Raw genomic sequence first — 21594 nt, forward strand, 5'->3', positions numbered from 1 at the left:
TCTCCAATCAGGGGTGGCCACGGTCGGCCACGGTGCCCGCGGGGCGTGGGGTGTCGGCCTCCTGGCCCTCCAGCGTCAGCCACAGGCGCATCACGGCGTAGGCGCGCCAGGGGCGCCAGGCCTCGGCGCGGGCGGCCGCCTCGGCGACGTCGCGCGTGCCCAGGGCCTTGAGGATGCCGATGTCGGTGGCCGGCCAGGCGTCGGGCCAGGCCAGGGCCCGCATGGCGATCAGTTGTGCGCTCCAGTCGCCGATGCCGGGCAGGGCGCGCAGTGCATCCAGCGTGTCCTGCAGTGGCGCGGCGCGGTGCAGGCGCAGGCGGCCCGCGGCGACCTCGGTGGCCAGGGCCTGCAAGGCCCGCACGCGCTGGCGCACGATGCCCAGGGTGCCGATGTCCTCGGGCGCGGCAGTGGCCAGGGCCGTCGCCGATGGGAACAGGCGGTCCAGCCCGGCAAACGGCGTGGCCACCGGGGCGCCGAAGCGCTGCACCAGCCGTTGGGTCAGCGTGCGCGCGGCGGCCACGGTGACCTGCTGGCCCAGCACCACACGCACCGCCGTTTCGAACCCATCGGGCCCACTGGGCAGGCGCACGCCTGGCCGGGGCGCAGCGCCGATGCCGGCGATGACCGGGTCGATCCGCGATGGCTCGGCATCGAGGTCGAAGGCCTGGCGCAGCCGCGACAGCAGCGTGCCGAGGGCAGGCACGAGCGTCGGCGCCACGGTGAGGTGCAGTTCGCAGCGGTCCGGCACGAAGCGCGCCTCGAACCACCCGGCCAGCGTCTGGCCCGCGTGCTCGATGGCCAGCGTGCGGCGCAGCGCCAGGCCATCGACCGACTCGACGCCGTCGATCGCGCGGCGGCGGAAGAAGCCGAGCACGCCGTCGATGTCGTAGGGCGGGCGCCAGGCCAGGCGCAGCGTCGTGCCCTCGTGGGCATCGGACGGCGTGCGTTGCGGCCCGGCCTTGCGCAATGCCGTCGGGCTCATGCGGTAGCGTTCGGCGAACAAGGCATTGAACCGCCGCAGGCTGCCGAAGCCGGCGGCCAGGGCCACCTGGGTCACCGGCAATGCGGTGTCGGTGAGCAACTGCTTGCACAGCAGCAGCCGGCGTGTGCTGAGGTAGTCCACCGGCGACACGCCGTGCACCTGCGCGAACAGCCGCCGCAGGTGCCGGTCGGTCACCCCCAGGCGCGCCGCGACCAACGGCAGCGGTGCGTCTTCGCCGTCGTGGGCGGCCTGGTCCAGCAGGGCCGCCGCTTGCGTGGCCAGGGCCTGCGGCGAATCCACCAGCGACAGCCCCGGAGCCAGTTCGGGCCGGCAGCGCAGGCATGGCCGAAAGCCTGCGGCCTCGGCTGCCGCGGCGTGGCCGAAGAAGCGGCAGTTCTCCTGGCGTGGCGTGCGCACGCGACACACCGGGCGGCAGTAGATGCCGGTGGACGTGACGCCGACGAACAGCCGCCCGTCGAAGCGGGCATCGTGGGTCTGCAGCGCACGGTAGGCGGCGTCGTCCTGGAGCGTCATGGCCCGATGATAGGCAGGTGCCGGACGGGCACTCGCCGTTTCCGGACCTGTGCACCGAGACCCGGCCGGCGCGGTCCGTGGTCGCGCGGGCCGCTCCGTAGAATGAGGCGGCACATCGACAGGAACCCCTCGCCATGCAAGTACAAGCCTCGGCCTTCAAGGCCTACGACATCCGCGGCATCGTCGGTGCCGGCATCGACGAAAGCTTCGCCGAGCACCTGGGCCGGGCCTTCGGCAGCGAGGCGATGGCGGCTGGGGAAAAGGCCGTGGCCGTGGGGCGCGACGGTCGCTTGTCTGGCGCGGGCCTGGTGGCCGCGCTGGCCCGCGGCCTGGCGTCCACCGGGCTGGACGTGGTGGACCTCGGCGCCGTGACGACGCCGATGCTGTACTACGTGGCCGCCACCCGCGGCAAGCACGGCTGCCGCAGCGGCATCCAGGTCACCGGCAGCCACAACCCGAAGGACTACAACGGTTTCAAGATGGTGCTCGGTGGCCGGGCCATCTATGGCGACGACATCCAGCGCCTGCGCCAGCGCATGGAGGACGAGGACTACACGTCGGCCCGAGGCCGCATTGCGGCCATGGACATCGTGCCCGAGTATGCCCACCGCATCACCAGCGATTGCAGGCTGTCACGGCCGATGAAGGTCGTCGTCGATTCGGGCAATGGCATTCCTGGCGCCACGGCGCCGGCCATCCTGCGCGCGCTGGGCTGCGAGGTGATCGACCTGTATTCGCGCGTCGATGGCGATTTTCCCAACCACCACCCAGATCCCAGCAAGCCAGAGAACCTGGCCGACCTGATCAAGGTGGTCAACGCGACCGAGGCCGAGATCGGCTTAGCCTTCGACGGCGACGGCGACCGTCTCGGTGTGGTCACCCGGGGCGGCAACATCATCTACCCCGACCGGCAGATCATGCTGTTCGCGCGGGACATCCTGTCGCGCCACCCGGGCGGCCAGATCATCTTCGACGTGAAGTGCTCGCAGCGCCTGCCGGTGGCCATCCGCGAGGCCGGCGGTGTGCCGGTGCTCTGGAAGACGGGGCACTCGCTGATCAAGGCCAAGCTCAAGGAAATCGGCGCGCCGTTCGCAGGCGAGATGAGCGGCCACATCTTCTTCGGCGAACGCTGGTACGGCTTCGACGATGCGATGTACACCGCCGGCCGCCTGCTCGAGATCCTGAGCCGCAGCGACGACCCCAGTGCCGTGCTCGATGCGCTGCCCACCAGCTTCAACACGCCCGAACTCAATGTGCCCTGCGCCGAGGGCGAGCACCACCGTCTGGTGGCCGAACTGCAGGCCCGCGTGGCCGACGGTCGCATGCGCTTCCCCGGCGGCGAGGTGGGCACCATCGACGGCCTGCGGGTCGACTTCACCGATGGCTTCGGACTGATCCGCGCCTCCAACACCACGCCGGTGCTGGTGTTGCGTTTCGAGGGACACACAGCCGACGCGCTGCACCGCATCGAGACACAGTTCATGGCGGCGCTGCGCGAGCTCAAGCCCGACGCGCAGGTGGCGCAGGCGGCGCATTGATCTGGCAGGTCGGCGCGCCATGTCGCGGTCCGACCGGCCCGGCGGCGTCGTCCGGGGTGCCGGCTTGAAGGCCCCCCGGTGAGCGCGGTGCCGCAGCGCGCGGCGCGTGCCCTGTACGCCGCCCTGCTGCGCGCGGCCACGCCGCTGTACCTGCTGCGCCTGTGGCGGCGCGGGGCGCGCGAGCCGGGCTACCGCCTGGCCCTGGGCGAGCGGCTCGGCGTCTACCGTGGCGAGCCGCCGCCACCAGGGGCGCTCTGGCTGCACGCGGTGTCGCTGGGCGAGACGCGCGCGGCCGCGCCCCTGGTGGCCGCCCTGCGCGAGCAGCAGCCCTCGATTCGCCTGTTGCTGACCCACGGCACCGCCACCGGCCGCGCCGCCGGCCAGTCGCTGCTGCGGCCAGGCGACCTGCAGGCCTGGCTGCCCTACGACACGCCTGGGGCGGCACGCCGATTCCTGCGGCGCTTTCGCCCGTCGGCCGGCGTGTTGATGGAGACGGAACTCTGGCCGGCGTTGATGCACGAGGCCGAGCGGGCCGGCGTGCCGATGGTGCTGGCCAACGCCCGGCTGAGCGAGCGCAGCGCGCGCAAGGGCCGCCGCCTGGCCGCCCTGCTGCACCCGGCGGCCCGGCGCCTGACGCTGGCGCTGGCCCAGACCGCCATCGATGCGCAGCGCCTGCGTGATGCCGGCGCGCCGCAGGTCGTCGTCGGGGGCAACCTCAAGTTCGACATGACACCGCCGCTGGCGTTGCTGGAACGCGGCCGTGCCTGGCGGCAGGCCGCGGGCCGGCCGGTGGTGCTGGCGGCCGTCACCCGCGAGGGCGAAGAGGCGCCACTGCTGGAAGCCTGGTGCCGGACGGCCGCGCCACGACCGCTGCTGCTGATCGTGCCGCGCCATCCGCAGCGCTTCGACGAGGTGGCGGCGCTGGTGGCATCGGCCGGCCTGAGCGTGGTGCGCCGCAGCCAGTGGGGCGACGGGCCGCCGGCGGAGGCGATGCAGGCCGATGTGTGGCTGGGCGACTCGATGGGCGAGATGCCGCTGTACTACGCCTGTGCCGACGTGGCGCTGCTGGGCGGCAGCTTCGCGCCGCTGGGCGGGCAGAACCTGATCGAGGCCGCCGCCTGTGGCTGCCCGGTGGTGATGGGCCCGCACACCTTCAACTTTGCCCAGGCGGCCGAGCAGGCGCTGGCGGCCGGTGCAGCCCTGAGGGTGGCGGACATCGTGGCTGGTGTCGACGCGGCGCTGGCGATGACGCTCGATCCGCAGCGCGAGGATTGGGTGCGCCGGTCGCTGGACTTTGCCGCCGCGCACCGCGGTGCTGCGCAGCAGATGGCGCAGCGCATCCTGTCGCTGGCGTCGGTGCCGCCCGCGCGGTGACCCGACAACAGCCCCAGCGGCCGCGCGGGATCAGCGGGCCAACAACGCGTCGGCGGCGGTCACGTCCTGCGGCATCAGCTGCCCAGAGGCCTGGCGCAGCCGCAGGCCGGTCAGGATGACGTCGTAGCGCGCCTTGGCCAGGTCTCGTTTGGTCTGGAACAGCTGGCTCTGGGCGTTCAGCACGTCGAGGTTGACGCGCACTCCGACCTTGTAGCCCAGCTGCGTGGCCTCGAGGGCCAGCTTGGTGGACGCCTCGGCCGCTTCGAGCGCCTTCACCTGCGCCTTCAACGACTGCAGGCCGAAATAGGCCTGGCGAGTGCCCTGGGCCACGGCGCGTCGGGCCGCCTCGAGGTCGTTGCGGGCCTTCTCTTCCAGCACCACGGTTTCCTTGATGCGGTTCTCGACCGCGTAGCCGGTGAACAGCGGCCAGTTCATCTGCACGCCGATGCTGCCGGTGCGGGTGCTGCCGGGGCGGCCCCCGGCCGAGGTGACCGCGGCGCCGGCGCTGTGGCTGTCGGAGAGCGACCCGACGAGGTCGACGGTGGGCAGCTTGCCGGCCTGCGCCTTGGCGGTTTCGAGCCGCGCGACCTCCTGGCCGAGCCGTGCGCGACGCACGCTGGGGTGGGCACCGTCGGCGGCGCTGACCCACTCGTCCGCGTTGGCGGGCTGGGTGTCGGGCAGCACCACCGGCACCACCAGCGGCCGAGGCTCGACGCCGGTGCGGCCCACCAGCACGTCGAGCGCGATGCGCTTGGTGCGCAGGTCGTTGTCGGCCTGGATCTCCTGGGCGGTGCCCAGGTCGAAGCGGGCCTGCGCCTCGCGCGTGTCGGTGATGGTGGCCGTGCCGACCTCGAAGTTGCGCTTGGCCGAGGCCAGCTGCTCCGAGATGAAGGTCTTGTTGGTCTGGGCCGTGACCAGGGTGTCCTGGGCCGCCAGCACGTCGAAGTAGGCCTGCGACAGGCGAATGATCAGGTCCTGCTCGGCGATCTCGAGTTCGGCCTTGGCCACTTCCACCGAGCGGCGGGCCTGCTCGATCGTGGCGCCGTTGGCCTTGTTGTACAGCGGGTGCCGCCCCTGCAGGGACAGCTGCTCGTTGCTGCTGTTGACGCTGGTGCTGGCCGGGGTCTGGATGTCACCGCGGCTGATCGATCCCGACAACGATGCCGATGGCAGGCGCAGCGACTCGACTTGCGCGGCCCGGTACTGGGCCGAATCGGCCAGCGCCCGCGCGGACAGATAGGTGGCGTCGTAGGCCCGCGCTGCTTCGTAGAGCGCCTGCAACCCTTGGGCCTGGGCCCCTCCCGCCAGGCACAACGCGGCCGCAGCCAGGGCCACGCGCAGGCGGGGGAAGGTCGGAGACGGGGTTGGCTTGGGCATGGGCGATGTCCTCGTGAACGGGGGATGGATCTTGTACCCTGTAGGGTATCAGTATCTCGGCACGGACGGGTCGACCTGAATCGACCAGGCGTCGATGCCACCGGCGACGTTGTACACATCGGCATAGCCTTGCTGCAACAGGTATGCGACGCAATGCATGCTGCGCATGCCGTGATGACACAAGGCGAGGATGGGCTGCGCCGGGTCGAGTTCATCCAACCGGCCCGGCAGGTCGTTGATCGGGATGTGCACTGTCGGGGTGCCGGGCAGGTCGAGCCGGGCCAGGGCCAGTTCCCAGGGTTCGCGGACGTCCAGCAGCACTGGCCGCGACCCCGCCGCACCGCGGATGAACGCGTGGAGCGAGGCGACGGGCAACTGCTGCATCGGTGCGGTCAGAAGTGGAAGGCGCCAGCCTCGCCGAAGCCGTCGAGGCGCGGCACCACGGTGTCGAACAGCGTGTCGCTGGCGAAACTGCGCGGGCCCAGGCAATTGACGCGCATGGCGCGCATCACCGGCTCGCCGCCGACCACGGCCAGCAGGCGGCCGCCCGGCTTGAGTTGGTCGAGCAGGGCCTGCGGCACCGCAGCGACCGAGCCCGACAGCACGATGACGTCGAACGGTGCCTCGCCCGGCAGGCCGCCCACGCCATCGGCCTGTCGCACGGTGGCGTTGGAGATGGCGGCGCGGCGGAGGTTGTCGGTGGCCATCTTCGCCAGCGCCGGGCGGATTTCGAGCGAGACCACCGATCGCGCCCGATGCGACAGCAGCGCGGCCATGAAGCCCGAGCCGGCACCGATCTCGAGCACGTTCTCGTGGCGGTGGACGCGGGCTTCCTGCAGCAGGCGGGCCTCGACGCGCGGGGCCAGCATGACCTGGTCGTCGCCGATCGGGATCTCGCAATCGACGAAGGCCAGCGCACGGTAGGCGGCGGGCACGAAGTCCTCTCGCCGCACCATGGCCAGCAGCGACAGCACGGCGGGGTCCAGCACATCCCAGGGGCGGATCTGCTGCTCGATCATGTTGAAGCGGGCCTGTTCGATGTTCATGGCGCGAATCCTGGTGGTTCGGGAAAACGCGGATTCTATTTCGCCGGGTCTGCACCGGGCTGACGCCGGTCAGACACGAAGCGACGACGGGCCCACTGGCCCAGGTCGTCGAGCCAGCAGTAGATGACGGGCACCACCACCAGCGTGAGCACCGACGAGGTGATGACGCCGCCGATCACCGCCTGGCCCATCGGGGCCCGCTGCTCCGAGCCCTCGCTCAGCGCCATCGCCAGCGGCAGCATGCCGAAGATCATCGCCAGCGTGGTCATCAGGATGGGCCGCAACCGCACCTTGGCCGCCCGCAGCAGGGCCGGGGTGCGCTCCAGGCCCTCGTCGCGCCGCGCGCGGATGGCGAAGTCGATCAGCAGGATCGCGTTCTTGGTCACCAGGCCCATCAGCATGACCACGCCGATGACCGAGAACATGTTCATCGTCGAGCGCCACATGAGCAGCGCGAGCACGACGCCGATCAGCGTCAGCGGCAGCGAACTCATCAGCGCCAGCGGTTGCAGGAAGCTGCGGAACTGCGAGGCCAGGATCATGTAGATGAACACCACGCCCAGGGCGAGCGCAGACACCGCGTAGGCGAAGGATTCCTGCATGTCCTTGGTCGAGCCGCCGAAGCGGTAGGCATAGCCCGGCGGCAGCGGCGTGGCGTCGAGCACCTTGCGGATGTCGGCCGACACCTCGCCGAGCGCGCGCCCCGAGGTGTTGGCGGTGAGCTCGGATTCGCGGTTCAGGTCTCGGCGGTTGATCTGGTTGGGCCCGGTGCCCGGCCGCACGTCGGCCACCTGCGAAAGGCGCACCACGCGCGGCGTGCCGTCGGCATTGGTGCCGGCCACCAGCCCCAGCCGCGACAGGTCGGACGCCTCGTTGCGTGCGGCCGGTGCCAGCCGCACCTTGACGTCGTAGTTCTGGTCGTCGGCGGCACGCCAGTCGCCCACCGTCTGGCCGGCCACCAGCGCCCGCAGCGCACTGGTGATGCTGCCGATGGACAGGCCCAGATCGGATGCCGCCTCGCGCTTCACGTCGATGGCCAGCGTGGGCTTGGGCGGCTTCATGCTGGTGTCCAGGTCGACCAGCCCAGGCACGGCGCGCAGGCGTGCCATCAGTTCGTCGGTGAGGCGCTGCAACTGGGCCAGGTCGGGCCCCTGGATGGACAGCGAGATCGGCTTGCCGCCGCCCACCGGGTCGAGCAGGCCGACGTGCGTGACCGTGATGCCGGCCACCTGATGCAGCCGCTGACGCAGCGGCCCCGACATCTCGTCGACGCTGCGCGTGCGCTGGTGCCGGTCGACCAGCCGCACATAGACGCTGACGTAGTTGCGGCCCTGCGCCTGGCCGGTGTTGACGGTGGACAGCGTGTAGCGCACCTCGGGCATCTCGCGCAGGATGGCGTCGACCTGGCGCGCGCGTGTTTCGGTGGCCTCGAGCGAGGACCCCACCGGCGTGTAGAAGTTGATCGCCGTCTCGGAGAAATCGGCCTTGGGCACGAACTCGGTGCCCAGCAGTCGCGACAGCGGCACCACCGCGACCAGGCTGGCCAGGGCGATGAGCAGCGTGGCACCCTTGTGGCGAAGCGACCAATCGAGCGCGGCCACGTAGCCTTCGCCCAGGCGGTGCGAGGCGCGGTCCACCCAGTGCGTCAGCCGACCCAGCGTGTGGTCGTACCACGAGGTGGGCACGAAGGGCTGGCCTTCGCGGTCGATGGCCGGGTCGTGCCAGATCGAACTGAGCATCGGGTCGAGCGTGAAGCTCACGAACATCGAGATCAGCACCGCCGCGACGATCGTGATGCCGAACTCGTGGAAGAACTTGCCGATGATGCCGCCCATGAAGCCCACCGGCAGGAACACCGCCACGATGGACAGCGTGGTGGCCAGCACTGCCATGCCAATCTCGTCGGTGCCCTCGAGCGCGGCGTCGTGGGCGCTCTTGCCCATCTGCACGTGGCGCACGATGTTCTCGCGCACGACGATGGCATCGTCGATCAGCAGGCCCACGCACAGGCTCATCGCCATCAGCGTGATCATGTTGATCGAGAAGCCGAAGGCGTGCATGACGCTGAAGGTGCCGATCAGGGCGATGGGCAGCGTCAGGCCGGTGATGACCGTCGAGCGCCAGCTGTTGAGGAACAGGAAGACGATGCCGATGGTCAGCAGCGCCCCCTCGAACAGCGTGCGCTTGACGTTGGCCACCGACACGCGGATGGGGCGCGAGTTGTCGCGCACCACCTCGAGCGCCACACCCTTGGGCAACTGCGGGCGCAGGGCTTGGGTCGCCGCGACCAAGCCGTCGACGACCTCGATCGTGTTCTCGCCCTGGCTCTTCAGCACCTCGAGCGCGAGGGTGCGCTGGCCGTTGTAGAGGGCCAGCGTCTCTTCTTCCTCGGGGCCGTCGACCACTTGGGCCACCTGGCCCAGGCGCACCGGCTGGCCGTTGCGGCGGGCGACGATGACCTGCGCCAGGTCTTCGGGCCGCTTGACACGGCCTTCGACCTGCACGATGCGCTCGGATTCGCGCGAGTGCAGGCTGCCGGCCGGCAGGTCCTGGTTCTCGGTGCGGGTGGCGGTCAGCACCGATTCGACGCCGATGCCGAAGGCCTCCATTGCCTCGGGCTTGAGGTAGACGTTGATCTCGCGCTTGACCCCGCCCACGCGGGTGACCGAGCCCACGCCGCGCACGTTCTCGAGCCGCTTCTTGACCACTTGGTCGGCGTAGGTGGTCAGTTCCTGCACGCTGCGCGACCCGTCCGGCGAGGTCAGCGCCAGCGAGAACACCGGCCGGCTGGCCGGGTCGAAGCGCGACACGCGCGGCTCCTTCACCTCGTCGCGGAAGCTGGCCTTGACGATCGACAGCTTCTCGCGCACGTCGTCGGCGGCCTTGCGGCCATTGACGTCCAGGTTGAACTGCACGATGACCACCGACACGCTCTCGTAGCTGCGCGAGAACAGCTGGTTGATGCCGGCGATGGTGTTGACGGCCTCCTCGACCTTCTTGGTCACCTCGCTCTCGACGATCTCGGGCGACGCGCCGGGGTAGTCCACCTGCACCACCACGGTGGGGAAGTCGATGTCGGGGAACTGGTCGACCTTCAGCCGCTGGTACGAGAACAGGCCCATCACGACGAAGGCCAGCATGACCATCACGGCCATGACGGGGTTGCCGATGGAGACGCGGGTGAACCACATGGCGGCGCAGGCTCAGCGCGCCGCAGCAGGCTTCAGGCCTGGCGGCACGGTGGCCTTCAGGTCCTGCGGCGTGGCGGCGGCCGACGCTGCCGCGGCGGCAGGCGCGGGCGCTGCCACGCGCACCATCACCCCGCTGGGCACCAGGCCGACCGAACCAGCCAGCACCGTGTCACCGTCGGCGAGACCGGACAGCACCTCCACCGATTCGACGCCGCCGGACTGGCCGCGGCTGCCCAGTTGCAGGTCGGCGCGCTCCGTGCGGCCCTGGGCCAGCCGGATGGCATAGGGGCGCGCCTGGTCGCTGCGCACGGCCGACAGCGGCAGCAGCAGCGACTGCCGGCGTTCCAGGTCGATGCGGCCCCGGGCGAACAGGCCCTGGCGCAGCGCCGGGTGCGGCGCCAGGGCCAGGTAGGCGGTCACCGTCCGCGAGCCGGCCTGCGCGCTGGGGTTGATGCGCGCCACCGTGGCCTGCAGGGGGTCGGTGCCGCCGTCGATGGTGAGGGTGGCGACCTGGCCGACCCGCAGCGCGGCCAGCTCGGCGGGCGGCACTGCGGCCTCCAGTTCCATGCGCGAGAGGTCGACGATCTCGAGCAGGCGGCCGTCGACCGGCACGCGCTCGCCCGGTTGCACCAAGCGCTGCGCGACAAGGCCGCCGATGGGCGCTTCGATGGTGGCATCGCCCCGCGCCTTGCGTGCCAGTTCCACCGCCGCCATCGCCGCCTGCAGCGTGGCCTGCGCGCCGGCTTCGCTGGAGACGGCGGTATCCAGTGCCGTGGGCGAGATGAAGCCCTGCGCCACCAGGGCCTGGTTGTTCAGCAGTTGGCGGCGTGCGATGTCGAGCTGCGCCTTGGCAGCGGCGGCCTGCTGCTCGGTCTGGCGCAACCGCCATTCGAACTCGGTGGTGTCGAACTGGCCCAGCACCTGGCCCGCGCGCACGGTGTCGCCCTCGCGCACAGACAGCGCGCGCAACTCGGCGGCCACCTTGGCCTTGACGAAGGCGCTGTTGACAGCCTTCAGAGTGCCCGACACCTCGATGCCACGGACGAGCTCACCTTTCGAGGTGCGCAAGACATCGGTCGGCGCGAGTTCCAAGCGCTGCTCGGCCGGTGCACTGGCCGCCGAGGCCGCGGCCTGGGTCGCCTGGCGGCCCGACATCACACGGGCGATGCCCAGCGCCACGCCGACCACGGCGACCGCCACCAGTGCGCCACGCAGGCCCTTGTTCATGCGCGTCCTTTGTGCATCACTCTACCCGGCCACCCGGCGCGCACAGGCCGTCGAGCAGCAGGTTGATGTGGTCAGGGATGAAGCGATGCCCGTCGATCTCCATGCTGCACGGTGCACAGGCGCCGAGCGAGTGCTTGTGCAGGCAGAGCATGATCAACGGGAAGACCAGCGAGTGAACCGCGACGTTCACGTCGACCGCGCGGAATTCGCCGCGGTCGATGCCTTGCTGGATCACGCCACCCAGCAGCACATGGGCCCGCTCCACCACCTCGCGGTGGTAGTAATCGGCGATCTCGGGAAAGTTGCGCACCTCGGTGATCACCAGCTTGAACACGCCGGACGCCGGGCTGTCGTAGAGCTGGGTCCACCAGGTCGTAAGGAGGTCGCGCAGCAACTGGGCGCTGCTGCCGCTGAAGCCGGCGGCCAGCGCAGCGCCCTCCGAGATGCGGTCCGACAAGTGCTGGGCGATCACCGCCTTGAGCAGGTCTTCCTTGCTGGGGAAGTAGAGGTACAGCGTGCCTTTGGAGACCCCTGCCTTCAGGGCCACCTCGTCCGTGCGTGTGGACGCGAAGCCCTTCTCGACGAAGAGTTCGAGCGCCGCGTCCAGCAGTTCCTGCGGGCGCTCGTCCTTGCGGCGGCGGCGATGGGGGGCGTCGGTGGCGTTCACAGTGGAGGCGGCATCGTGGATCGCGTGAGCGATTCACAGTTCGACGGCTTTTTAATGACTGACTGGTCAGTAATATAAACCAAGCCAGGGCCGGCCGCTATGATCCGCGCCTTTGACCGGAGAGACGTGTTGGACGCTGTGCTGCTGCTGAAGGCCGCCATCATGGGGGTGGTCGAAGGCCTGACCGAGTTCCTGCCGATCTCGTCCACCGGCCACCTGATCCTGGCGGGCTCGTTGCTGGGCATGGCCGACGCCAAGGCCAAGGTCTTCGACATCGCCATCCAGACCGGCGCCATCGGCGCGGTGATCATCGTCTACTGGCAGCGTCTGCGCGACGCGGTGGTGCAACTGCCCAGCAGCGCCCAGGCCCGACGCTTCGTGCTGAACGTGGCCATCGGCTTCCTGCCGGCGGTGATCCTGGGACTGGCGTTCGGCAAGGCGATCAAGGCGCACCTGTTCACCGCGCCGGTGGTGGCCAGCACCTTCATCATCGGCGGATTCATCATCCTGTGGGCCGAACGCCGGCCCGCGTCGTCGGTGCGCATCGCCACCGTCGACGAGATGGGGCCGCTGGATGCCTTGAAGGTGGGTCTGGTGCAGTGCCTGGCGATGATCCCGGGCACCAGCCGCTCGGGCGCCACCATCATCGGCGGCATGTTGCTGGGCTTGTCGCGCCAGGCCGCCACCGACTTCAGCTTCTTCCTGGCCATTCCCACGCTGGTGGGGGCCGGCGCCTACAGCCTGTACAAGGAGCGTGCGCTGCTCAGCATGGCCGACCTGCCGATGTTCGCGGTGGGTCTGGTGGCGTCCTTCATCAGCGCCTATGCGTGCGTGCGATGGCTGCTGCGCTACATCGCCAGCCACAGCTTCGTGCCCTTTGCGTGGTACCGCATCGCCTTCGGTCTGGTGGTGCTGGTGACGGCCTGGACGGGCGCGGTGCAGTGGGCCGAGTGACCGCGGCCGATTGACCGCGACCGGCTGAGCGCGACCGGCCGCCGGCCTTTCGCGGTCGAATCGTGTCAGCCGCCCTGGCGACGCCAGAACCACCACACCAGCACGGCAATCACGGCGGCGACCAGCGGCCACACGCTGTCACGCGAACGCGGCACTTCGCCGGGCGACAGCCCGCCGCTGCCAGCGACCATGCTCAGCGGCGAGGCCTCGATCGCATCCTTGGCTTCCTTCAGGCCGAGGCCGCTGTGCTCGCGCAGCAGACGGATGGCCTCGAGCTTGTGGCCGTGAGCGAGCGCGGTGACCACCGCAGGCGGGAAGCCCACACCGGTGTGCAGGGCCGGCCGAACGGTGGCCGACGCCGTGGGCAGTGCGGCCGCCTGGCTGGCGCCCGTGCGCGCCTGACCGTCGATCAGTCGCTTGGCCTCGCGCAGGCTCACGCCGCCAGCGGCGCGCAGGCGCTTGACGGCCTCGAGGATGTCACCGCGGCGCAAGGCCTCGATCACGTCGTCGGGGAGTGGACTGCCGGTTGCGGCCATGGAGCCTCCGTGCCTCGGGGGAAGGATCGAGTATGCGGCGGGCGGCCCCGCCCCGCGAACCGATCGGGCTTCAAGCCCTGCGGCGGAACAACAGATCCCAGACGCCGTGGCCCAGCTTCAGCCCGCGCTGCTCGAACTTGGTCAGCGGGCGCATCTCCGGTCGCGGCGCATATGCCTCGGCCGTGTTCTCCAGCGCAGGGCAGGCGGACAACACCTCCAGCATCTGTACGGCGTAGTCTTCCCAGTCGGTGGCGCAGTGCAGGGTGCCGCCCGGCGCCAGGCGGGACGCCAGCAAGGCCACCAGTGCAGGCTGGATCAGGCGCCGTTTGTGGTGACGCTTCTTGTGCCACGGGTCCGGGAAGTACACATGGATGCCGGCCAGCGAGTCGGGCGCCAGCATGTGCTGCACCACCTCGACGGCATCGTGCTGGATCAGCCGCAGGTTGCCCAGCCCGCGCTCGTCGATGCGCTGCAGCAGGGCGCCCACGCCGGCCTCGTGCACCTCGACCCCGATGAAATCGATCTCGGGGTGGGCCGCGGCGATGGCGGCGGTGGCGTCGCCCATGCCGAAGCCGATCTCCAGCACCACCGGGGCCTGTCGACCGAACAGCGCCACTGGGTCCAGGCAGGTGGCGGCGTAGCCGATCGAGTACCGCGGCGCCAGTTCCTTCAGTGCGCGCACCTGGCCGCTGCCCATGCGGCCGGCCCGCAACACATAACTTCGGATCGGGCGGCGCGGGTACGGCGAGGGGTCGGTGCTCATGGTCGGCGGGGTCGGGGCAGACGGAACGCGCGCGGGCCTGGGGTGGCGCACGAGATCTCGTTCAAACGGGGGAGGAGCCGGTACTTCTGCGTTTGAGAAGCCGGTGGCGGGGACTATTCTTCAGGTGTGAGGAATTTTGCCCGATCGTTGCCCCGTCACGCCCTTGGCCGGCGCGCTTGCCTGCTGGCGGCGGGCGCGTGGCTGGCCGAAGCGGCTCTGGCGGCCAAGGCCCCGGCCCCCAAGGTGCCGGTCGTGGTCGAGCCTGCCGTCGACTGGAGCAGCCTGCCTGCCGCGCTGAGGCCCGTGGTGGCGTCGGCAGGCCTGCCGCCGCACAGCATCGGCCTGATGGTGCAAGCCATGGGGCCGCGTGCCACACCGCTGGCCGCCTTGAATGCCGAGTTGCCGTTCCAACTGGCCTCGACGGCCAAGGTCGTCACCGTGCTGGCCGCGCTCGACCTGCTGGGGCCGCACTACCGCTGGCGCACCCATGCCTTCCTCAGCGGACCGATCCACGAGGGCCGCCTGCTCGGTGACCTGGTCATCGTGGGTGGGGGCAATGCCCACCTGCGTTCGTCCGACCTGCAGCAGTGGTTCGCGTCGATGCAGTCGCAGGGCTTGCGCGAGGTGTGGGGCGACATCGTGCTCGACCGCTTTGCGTTCCGACTGACCGAGCACGACCACGCCCATACGCCCGAACCCACCGCCGAGCGACCGCACCATGCGCGCCCCGACGCGCTGACGCTGGACGAAGGCGTGCTGCGCGTCGCCGTGCAGGCCGAACCCAAGGGCCCCCCGAGCGTCACGCTGACGCCGCCGATGGCACGCGTGCGTGTCGACAACGCGGTGTCGACCAAGGGCCCGGGTTGCACGGTGTTTGCCCAGGCCACGCGCGACGCCGATTTTCCGCAGGTCAGCGTGCAGGGCCGATGGGGCCCGCAATGCGGCACCCGGGAACTGATCATGGCGCCGTGGTCGCACGGCGAGTTCAGCGTGCGTGCGGTCGAAGGCCTGTGGCGCGCGGCCGGAGGCAAGCTCAAGGGCCGTGTGATCGACAAGCGCAGCCCCGACCGCGAATCTCCCCTGCCCACCGGGCCCGACGGCGAGGCCCTGCTGCCCTTCATGGTGCACCAGTCGGATGAACTGCCCGCGGTCATCCGCGACATCAACAAGACCAGCGACAACCTCGGGGCGCGCAACCTGATGCTGTCGCTGGCCAACGACTTCCCGAACCGGGCGGCGACGATGGCCGAGGCCCGGCGCCGCGTCGACACGTGGCTGCAGCGCCAGGGCCTGCAGCCTGGTGACATCGCGCTCGAAAATGGCTCGGGGCTGTCGCGCGAGGAACGCGGCAAGCCGCGCGCCATGGTTCACCTGCTGCGGCGCGCCTGGGCATCCACCCAGTCGAAGGCCTTCGTCGATTCCCTGCCGGTGGCCGGTGTCGACGGCACGCTGGCCAACCGCATGACCGACGGGCCTGCACGCGGCGTGGCTTTCCTGAAGACCGGCAGCCTCATCGACACCCGGGCACTGGCCGGCTACGTGCGCGCCCGCAGCGGCAAGGCCTATGCCGTCACCGCGCTGGTGAACCACCCCGAGGCACCCCGGGCCACCCCGGCCCTGGACGCCTTGATCGAGTGGGTGGCGACGAACGGTTGAATGCCGTCCGCCATACGACACAGGGCCCGCGAGGGGCCCTTTGTCTTGTCTGGAGCGGGTGAAGGGAATCGAACCCTCGTATGAAGCTTGGGAAGCTGCCGTTCTACCATTGAACTACACCCGCGGTGCGGGGCGTAGTGTAGCGCGGGCACCGGGCTTTCCAGCGTGGCGGACGCCTGTTCCGTGCGGCAGCATGGCGTGCACGACGTCACCGGGCGTCGTTCTCCTGGGCACCGCAACCAATGACCGCACGAAACTTCCTCGTCGCCCGACACGACCTGCATCGCACGCAGGTGGTCGACGATCCCCTGGCCTCACAGCCACTGGCCGACGGGCAGGTGCGCATGGCCATCGTCAGCTTCGGGCTGACCGCCAACAACATCACCTACGGAGCCTTCGGCGACGCCATGCGCTACTGGGGCTTCTTTCCGAGCGGCGACCCGGCCTGGGGGCGCATCCCGGTGTGGGGCTTCGGCGACGTGGTGGAGTCGCGCGTCGACGGCCTGGCGGTGGGCGAGCGCTTCTACGGCTACTGGCCGATGAGCCACCAACTGGTGCTGCAGCCCGATCGGCTGGGACCCGGCGGGTTCACCGATGCCACGGCCTGCCGCCGCGACCTGCCGTTGATCTACAACCAGTATGTTCGGTGCAGCACAGACCCCGGGTACGCCGTCGAGCACGAGGCCCACATCGCGCTGCTCAGGCCGCTGTTCACCACGTCCTTCCTGCTGGCCGACTTCCTGGCCGAGCACCGGGCCTTCGGCGCCGAGACGGTGCTGGTGTCCAGCGCGTCCAGCAAGACGGCCTACGGCATGGCCTTCTGCCTGCGCGGCAGCGGTCCGCGACTCATCGGCCTGACGTCACCGAGCCACCTGGCATTCACCCGTTCGCTGGGCTGCTACGACGAGGTGCTGCCCTACGATGCGGTGGGCACGCTGCCATCCGGGTTGCCCGTGGTCTATGTCGACTTCAGCGGCAGCGCGACCCTTCGGCGCGCGGTGCATGGACATTTCGGCGATGCGCTGCAGCACAGCGCGGCCGTCGGTGGCACGCACTGGGCCGACCTGGCCGGCCAGGAGCGGCTGGCCGGGCCACGGCCGACCCTGTTCTTCGCGCCGTCGCGGGCGCAGCAGCGTCTGGCCGACTGGGGCCCGGTGGCCTTCCGACAAAAGCTCCATGCGCGATGGGAGGGCTTCATCGCCGCCCTGCAATCGGCCGACCCGCCGTGGATGACGGTGACGCACAGCCATGGTGCGGCTGCTGTGCAAGCCGTCTACCTGCGGCTGCTGGACGGTCAACTCGACCCGACCGACGGCCAGATGCTGTCGATGTAGCCGGCGTCGGCCATCGGCGCCGTCAGCGCGTGGCAATGCACCGGATTTACCATCGTGGCGACGACGCAGTCGCTGCGGCATGATCGCCGTCGAATCTCCCAAATGAACCCTCCTGTTCAACTGTTGCTGCTCGGCTCCAGCGCGCCGGACCTGGCCACGTCGGCCTACGGCCCCTTCGTCGTGGAGACGGTCGCGCGGCTCGACGACGTCTCGGCCGAACTCGACCAGCAGCGCTACGACGCCATCGTGCTGCAGTTGCCCTCCACCGCGTCGCTGGCGGCCTGGACTGGCCTGGCCCGCGCGGTGCTGGAGTCGGCCGTCGTGGTGGTGGTGCCCGAGCCCGAGGCCGTCGATGCGTTGCGTTTGCTGCGCCTGGGCGTGCAGGATGTGTTGCCGCAGCGCGAACTGGTGGGCGTCGGCGCGCTGGCCCGGGTGCTGCGCCTGGCGGTCGAACGCAAGCGCCTCGAGCGCGGGGCCCGCAAGGCCTACGCCACCGACCTGGCCACCGGCCTGCCCAACCATGCCCAGTTCATGGAGCACATGACCCACCTGCTGGCCCTGCGAGAACGCGAGCCCGCCGCGATGGCCCTGCTGGCCGTCAGCATCGATGGCCTGGCGGCCACTGAAGCCCGTCTGGGTGCCGAAGCCGCCAATGTGCTGCGACGCAAGGTGGCGGTGCGGCTGCGCTCGGGCCTGCGCGCCAGCGACGTGGTGGCCGCCATCGGCGTGGACAGCTTTGCGGTGATGCTGGCCTGGATCGACGATCCCGAAGACAGCAACCGGGTGGCGGCCAAGCTGGCCGCGTCGCTGCAGCGCCCGTTCTCGGTCACCGGTCAGGACGTGGCGGTGGCCGTGCGCCTGGGTGTGGCCCGCTACCCCGACCAGGGCAAGGATGCCGACTCGCTGCTGCGCCTGGCATTGGGGCAGGCGGGCGACGTGAATGCGCTGGGCCGGGTCGGCCTGGCACCACGGGGCGGCAGCCCGGCGGCCAACGACGAGTGATCAGCGGCGGCGGTGACCCGGCCGGGCCGCCACCGCAACTCACTTCAGCACATCGCCCAGGCAGAGGTACTTGACCTCGACATAGTCGTCGACGCCCTGGCGGGCGCCTTCGCGGCCCAGGCCCGATTGCTTGACGCCGCCGAACGGCACCTCGGTGGTCGAGATCAGGCCGGTGTTGATGCCCACCATGCCGTACTCCAGCGCCTCGCCGACGCGGAAGATGCGGCCGATGTCGCGGCTGTAGAAGTAGCTGGCCAGCCCGAACTCGGTGGCGTTGGCCAGTTCGATGGCCTCGGCCTCGGTCTCGAAGCGGAACACCGGGGCCACCGGGCCGAAGGTTTCTTCCTTCGAGCACAGCATGTCCGACGTGACGTCGGCCAGCACCGTGGGCGTGTAGAAGCGATCGCCGATGCGCGTGCCGCCCACCACCACCCGCGCGCCCTTCGACACCGCGTCCGCCACATGCGATTCGACCTTGGCCAAGCCCTGCTCGTCGATCATCGGGCCCTGGTTGACGCCTGGCTCGAAGCCATTGCCCACCTTGATGCCACCGGCCTTGGCGGCCAGCTTGGCGACGAAGGCGTCGTACACGCCGGCTTGCACGTACATGCGGTTGGCGCAGACGCAGGTCTGGCCAGCATTGCGGTACTTGCTGACCATCGCGCCCTCGACGGCCGAGTCGATGTCGGCGTCGTCGAAGACGATGAAGGGCGCATTGCCGCCGAGTTCGAGCGAGATCTTCTTGATGGTTGGCGCGCACTGGCGGGCCAGGATGCGGCCCACTTCGGTGGAGCCGGTGAACGACAGGTGGCGCACCACGTCGCTCGAGCACAGCACCTTGCCCACCTCGATCGAGCCCTCGGCATCGGCCGTGACAATGTTGAGCACGCCGGCCGGCATGCCGGCGCGCTGGGCCAGTTCGGCCACGGCAAGCGCCGACAGCGGCGTGGCCTCGGCCGGCTTGATGATCACGGTGCAGCCGGCGGCCAACGCTGGGGCCACCTTGCGCGTGATCATCGCGATCGGGAAGTTCCACGGCGTGATCGCCGCGCACACGCCGATGGGCTGCTTGATGACGATGTAGCGCTTGTTGGCGTCGGTGGTGGGGATGGTCTCGCCGTAGATTCGGCGGGCTTCCTCGGCAAACCACTCGATGAAGCTGGCGCCATAGGTGACCTCGCCCTTGGCCTCGGCCAGCGGCTTGCCCTGCTCGGCGGTCATGATGCGCGCCAGGTCGTCCGCGTGCTGGTGCAGCAGGTGGAACCACTTCATCATGATCGCGGCGCGTTCCTTGGCCGTCTTGGTGCGCCAGGGGCCCCAGGCCTTGTCGGCGGCGACGATCGCGGTGTGGACCTGGGAGGGGTCGAGGTTGGCCACGTCGGCCAGCTTCAGGCCGGTGGCCGGGTCGGTGACGTCGAAGCGGCGGTTGCCGGCCACCCACTCGCCGCCGATCAGGGCGTCGGTCTTGAGCAGACTCGGGTCGTTCAGCGTCGACAGGGGGGAAGTCTTCATGTCCATCGGGTTCTCCAGAACAATCGTGCGACTCTAGCGCGTGGCGTGCCGCGCCAACGACGCGCAGGCGTCAGCGGGTCGTCACGCCCGGCAACACGCACAGCATCTCGTACAGCAGGTTGGCGCCCAGCAGCGCGGTGTTGCCGCTGGTGTCGTAGGGTGGCGAAACCTCGACCAGGTCGGCGCCGACGAGGTTCAGGCCGTGGCAGCCGCGGATGATCTCCAGCGCCTGTGGCACCGACAGGCCGCCGATCTCGGGCGTGCCGGTGCCGCCGGCGTAGGCGGGGTCGATGCCGTCGATGTCGAAGCTGAGGTAGCACGGCCGGTCGCCGATGCGCTCTCGCACCGTGGCCATCAGCGGCGCCAGCGACTGGAACCACACCTCGTGCGCGGGCACCAGCGTGAAGCCCTGGCGGCGTGGCCAATCGAAGTCGTCCGCCGCGTAGCCCGTGCCGCGCAGGCCGATCTGCCACACGCGATCGGTGAGCAGCAGACCTTCCTCCACGGCACGGCGGAAGGGCGTGCCGTGGGCGATGCGTTCGCCGAACATGTCGTCGTTGACATCAGCGTGGGCGTCGACATGCACCAGCGCCACCGGGCCGTGTGTGGCGGCGACGGCGCGCAGGATGGGCAGCGCGATGGTGTGGTCGCCACCCAGCGTCAACGGCCTGCAACCGGCGGCCAGCACCGGCCGGTAGAAGGCCTCGATGAGGGCGACCGACTTCTCGAGCGAGTAGGTGTTGATCGGCACGTCGCCCAGGTCGGCCACCTGCAGGCTGTCGAACGGCGCCGCGCCAGTGGCCATGTTGTAGGGGCGGATCAGTGCCGACTCGGCGCGGATCTGCCGCGGACCGAAGCGTGCCCCGGGGCGGTGGCTGGTGCCGATGTCGAGCGGCACGCCGATGAAGGCCGCGTCCAGCCCCAGTGGCGATTCGGCCTGCGGCAACCGCATCATCGTGGCGATGCCGCCGAAGCGCGGCATCTCGTTGCCGCCCAGCGGCTGGTTCTTCATGGGAGCACCCGTGGGCCTGCGGCCCGTCCCGCCAAGCGGGCATGAGCCCCTTCGGACGGCCGGGCGGGGCTCATGCCCTGCGACCGCGGATCCATTCGAGCGCCAGCATCAGTGCCGTGGTGAAGATCGTCAGCAGCGTGGCCACGGCAGCGATGGTCGGGTTGATGTTCTCGCGGATGCCGGTGAACATCTGCCGTGGCAGCGTCACCTGCGTCGGCCCGGCCAGGAAGAGCGTGACGACGACCTCGTCGAATGAGGTGGCGAAGGCGAACAGCGCCCCCGAGATGACGCCCGGCGCGATCACTGGCAGCGTGACGCGGAAGAAGGTCTCCACCGGGTTGGCACCCAGACTGAGGCTGGCCCGCACCAGGTTGTGATTGAAGCCCTGCAGCGTGGCCAGCACGGTGGTCACGACGAAGGGCGCCCCCAGGGCCGCATGCACCAGGATCAGCCCGAGGTAGGTGTCGGACAGCCCGATGCGGGCAAAGAACAGGTAGGTGGCCACGCCGACCACGACGATGGGCACCACCATCGGCGCGATCAGCACGCTCATCAGCAGGCCCTTGCCCGGGAACTGCACGCGCGCCAGTCCCACCGCGGTGAGCGTGCCCAGCACGGTGGCGACGAGCGTGGCGGCCGGGGCCACGATGAAGCTGTTTCTCGCGGCGCGGCCCCACTCGGGCGAGGTGAAGAGGTTCTCGTACCACTGCAGGCTGAAGCCCGGCATCGGGTACGACAGGAACGAACTGGCCGAGAACGACAGCGGCACGATCACCAGGATGGGCAGCAGCAGGTAGGCCAGCACGGCGATCGCAAACAGGCGCAAGGCCCACCAGCCTGCCTTGTCGAACGGCGTGTAGTAGGCGGGGAAGATGGGCAGCTTCATCCC

18 protein-coding genes and 1 tRNA gene are annotated in these 21594 nt (G+C 70.1%); 6 read left to right on the forward strand and 13 right to left on the reverse strand.

Going from position 1 to position 21594, the window contains the following annotated elements; translation table 11 throughout:
- Positions 1-7: 7 nt before the first annotated feature.
- The gene (locus EOINJALH_RS12425; protein WP_088280677.1) at positions 8-1516 is read right to left on the reverse strand and encodes a DNA-3-methyladenine glycosylase 2 family protein; all 1509 of its coding nucleotides are present in this window, start codon (positions 1514-1516) and stop codon (positions 8-10) included.
- Between the two features lie 134 nt (positions 1517-1650).
- On the opposite strand from EOINJALH_RS12425, the gene EOINJALH_RS12430 reads away from it, so the two are divergent.
- A complete protein-coding gene (locus EOINJALH_RS12430) occupies positions 1651-3054 on the forward strand; it encodes a phosphomannomutase/phosphoglucomutase (protein WP_088280678.1) in 1404 nt (467 codons plus the stop codon).
- Positions 3055-3132: 78 nt separating this feature from the next.
- Entirely contained in the window at positions 3133-4428 is a 1296-nt protein-coding gene (locus tag EOINJALH_RS12435) for a 3-deoxy-D-manno-octulosonic acid transferase (protein WP_234413813.1), read from the forward strand.
- Between the two features lie 30 nt (positions 4429-4458).
- On the opposite strand, the gene EOINJALH_RS12440 is transcribed toward EOINJALH_RS12435, so the two are convergent.
- The 6 genes from EOINJALH_RS12440 to EOINJALH_RS12465 are packed head-to-tail and all read right to left on the reverse strand — an operon-like array spanning position 4459 to position 11936.
- Positions 4459-5805: a TolC family outer membrane protein gene (locus EOINJALH_RS12440; protein ID WP_088280679.1), complete on the reverse strand. Its 1347-nt coding sequence runs from the start codon at positions 5803-5805 to the stop codon at positions 4459-4461.
- 48 nt (positions 5806-5853) lie between these two features.
- The gene (locus EOINJALH_RS12445) at positions 5854-6189 is read right to left on the reverse strand and encodes a rhodanese-like domain-containing protein (protein WP_088280680.1); all 336 of its coding nucleotides are present in this window, start codon (positions 6187-6189) and stop codon (positions 5854-5856) included.
- A gap of 8 nt (positions 6190-6197) precedes the next feature.
- The gene (locus EOINJALH_RS12450) at positions 6198-6851 is read right to left on the reverse strand and encodes a protein-L-isoaspartate O-methyltransferase (RefSeq protein WP_088280681.1); all 654 of its coding nucleotides are present in this window, start codon (positions 6849-6851) and stop codon (positions 6198-6200) included.
- A 35-nt stretch (positions 6852-6886) separates the two neighbouring features.
- Positions 6887-10042, reverse strand: a complete 3156-nt coding sequence (locus EOINJALH_RS12455) for an efflux RND transporter permease subunit (protein WP_088280682.1) — start codon at positions 10040-10042, stop codon at positions 6887-6889.
- Between the two features lie 12 nt (positions 10043-10054).
- Entirely contained in the window at positions 10055-11269 is a 1215-nt protein-coding gene (locus tag EOINJALH_RS12460; protein ID WP_088280683.1) for an efflux RND transporter periplasmic adaptor subunit, read from the reverse strand.
- A 16-nt stretch (positions 11270-11285) separates the two neighbouring features.
- On the reverse strand, positions 11286-11936 hold the full coding sequence (locus EOINJALH_RS12465; RefSeq protein ID WP_088280684.1) for a TetR/AcrR family transcriptional regulator: 651 nt from the start codon (positions 11934-11936) through the stop codon (positions 11286-11288).
- 129 nt (positions 11937-12065) lie between these two features.
- On the opposite strand from EOINJALH_RS12465, the gene EOINJALH_RS12470 reads away from it, so the two are divergent.
- Positions 12066-12890 carry an undecaprenyl-diphosphate phosphatase gene (locus EOINJALH_RS12470; RefSeq protein ID WP_088280685.1) on the forward strand — a complete coding sequence of 275 codons (825 nt, stop codon included), beginning with the start codon at positions 12066-12068 and terminating at the stop codon, positions 12888-12890.
- Positions 12891-12955: 65 nt separating this feature from the next.
- On the opposite strand, the gene EOINJALH_RS12475 is transcribed toward EOINJALH_RS12470, so the two are convergent.
- Entirely contained in the window at positions 12956-13426 is a 471-nt protein-coding gene (locus tag EOINJALH_RS12475) for a ribosomal protein L7/L12 (protein ID WP_088280686.1), read from the reverse strand.
- Between the two features lie 70 nt (positions 13427-13496).
- Positions 13497-14189 (reverse strand): tRNA (guanosine(46)-N7)-methyltransferase TrmB, encoded by a 693-nt coding sequence (gene trmB, locus EOINJALH_RS12480; RefSeq protein ID WP_088280687.1) that lies wholly within the window; start codon positions 14187-14189, stop codon positions 13497-13499.
- A gap of 252 nt (positions 14190-14441) precedes the next feature.
- On the opposite strand from trmB, the gene dacB reads away from it, so the two are divergent.
- Positions 14442-15845: a D-alanyl-D-alanine carboxypeptidase/D-alanyl-D-alanine-endopeptidase gene (gene dacB / locus EOINJALH_RS12485; protein ID WP_144289994.1), complete on the forward strand. Its 1404-nt coding sequence runs from the start codon at positions 14442-14444 to the stop codon at positions 15843-15845.
- Between the two features lie 50 nt (positions 15846-15895).
- Here dacB and EOINJALH_RS12490 read toward each other — a convergent pair.
- Positions 15896-15969, reverse strand: a tRNA-Gly gene (locus EOINJALH_RS12490).
- A gap of 118 nt (positions 15970-16087) precedes the next feature.
- Here EOINJALH_RS12490 and EOINJALH_RS12495 point away from each other — a divergent pair.
- Positions 16088-17179, forward strand: a complete 1092-nt coding sequence (locus EOINJALH_RS12495) for a DUF2855 family protein (RefSeq protein WP_088280689.1) — start codon at positions 16088-16090, stop codon at positions 17177-17179.
- A gap of 102 nt (positions 17180-17281) precedes the next feature.
- Complete coding sequence (locus tag EOINJALH_RS12500) at positions 17282-18181, forward strand: GGDEF domain-containing protein (protein ID WP_144289995.1); 900 nt, start codon at positions 17282-17284, stop codon at positions 18179-18181.
- Positions 18182-18220: 39 nt separating this feature from the next.
- On the opposite strand, the gene EOINJALH_RS12505 is transcribed toward EOINJALH_RS12500, so the two are convergent.
- The 3 genes from EOINJALH_RS12505 to EOINJALH_RS12515 all read right to left on the reverse strand — a co-directional run bounded on the left by EOINJALH_RS12505 (position 18221) and on the right by EOINJALH_RS12515 (position 21591).
- Positions 18221-19699 carry an NAD-dependent succinate-semialdehyde dehydrogenase gene (locus EOINJALH_RS12505; RefSeq protein ID WP_088280691.1) on the reverse strand — a complete coding sequence of 493 codons (1479 nt, stop codon included), beginning with the start codon at positions 19697-19699 and terminating at the stop codon, positions 18221-18223.
- A 64-nt stretch (positions 19700-19763) separates the two neighbouring features.
- Positions 19764-20705, reverse strand: a complete 942-nt coding sequence (gene speB, locus EOINJALH_RS12510) for an agmatinase (protein ID WP_088280692.1) — start codon at positions 20703-20705, stop codon at positions 19764-19766.
- A gap of 70 nt (positions 20706-20775) precedes the next feature.
- Positions 20776-21591: an ABC transporter permease gene (locus EOINJALH_RS12515; protein WP_088280693.1), complete on the reverse strand. Its 816-nt coding sequence runs from the start codon at positions 21589-21591 to the stop codon at positions 20776-20778.
- Positions 21592-21594: the final 3 nt, after the last annotated feature.

The organism is Ideonella sp. A 288 (assembly GCF_002198735.1).
Classification (GTDB): Bacteria; Pseudomonadota; Gammaproteobacteria; order Burkholderiales; family Burkholderiaceae_C; genus Pseudaquabacterium.

Excerpts from the sequence above, each read along its gene's own strand:
- EOINJALH_RS12425 (WP_088280677.1), bottom strand. The coding sequence starts at position 1,516 with ATGACGCTCCAGGACGACGCCGCCTACCGTGCGCTGCAGACCCACGAT.
- EOINJALH_RS12430 (WP_088280678.1), top strand. The coding sequence starts at position 1,651 with ATGCAAGTACAAGCCTCGGCCTTCAAGGCCTACGACATCCGCGGCATC.
- EOINJALH_RS12440 (WP_088280679.1), bottom strand. The coding sequence starts at position 5,805 with ATGCCCAAGCCAACCCCGTCTCCGACCTTCCCCCGCCTGCGCGTGGCC.
- EOINJALH_RS12445 (WP_088280680.1), bottom strand. The coding sequence starts at position 6,189 with ATGCAGCAGTTGCCCGTCGCCTCGCTCCACGCGTTCATCCGCGGTGCG.
- EOINJALH_RS12450 (WP_088280681.1), bottom strand. The coding sequence starts at position 6,851 with ATGAACATCGAACAGGCCCGCTTCAACATGATCGAGCAGCAGATCCGC.
- EOINJALH_RS12455 (WP_088280682.1), bottom strand. The coding sequence starts at position 10,042 with ATGTGGTTCACCCGCGTCTCCATCGGCAACCCCGTCATGGCCGTGATG.
- EOINJALH_RS12460 (WP_088280683.1), bottom strand. The coding sequence starts at position 11,269 with ATGAACAAGGGCCTGCGTGGCGCACTGGTGGCGGTCGCCGTGGTCGGC.
- EOINJALH_RS12475 (WP_088280686.1), bottom strand. The coding sequence starts at position 13,426 with ATGGCCGCAACCGGCAGTCCACTCCCCGACGACGTGATCGAGGCCTTG.
- trmB (WP_088280687.1), bottom strand. The coding sequence starts at position 14,189 with ATGAGCACCGACCCCTCGCCGTACCCGCGCCGCCCGATCCGAAGTTAT.
- EOINJALH_RS12495 (WP_088280689.1), top strand. The coding sequence starts at position 16,088 with ATGACCGCACGAAACTTCCTCGTCGCCCGACACGACCTGCATCGCACG.
- EOINJALH_RS12500 (WP_144289995.1), top strand. The coding sequence starts at position 17,282 with ATGAACCCTCCTGTTCAACTGTTGCTGCTCGGCTCCAGCGCGCCGGAC.
- EOINJALH_RS12505 (WP_088280691.1), bottom strand. The coding sequence starts at position 19,699 with ATGGACATGAAGACTTCCCCCCTGTCGACGCTGAACGACCCGAGTCTG.
- speB (WP_088280692.1), bottom strand. The coding sequence starts at position 20,705 with ATGAAGAACCAGCCGCTGGGCGGCAACGAGATGCCGCGCTTCGGCGGC.
- EOINJALH_RS12515 (WP_088280693.1), bottom strand. The coding sequence starts at position 21,591 with ATGAAGCTGCCCATCTTCCCCGCCTACTACACGCCGTTCGACAAGGCA.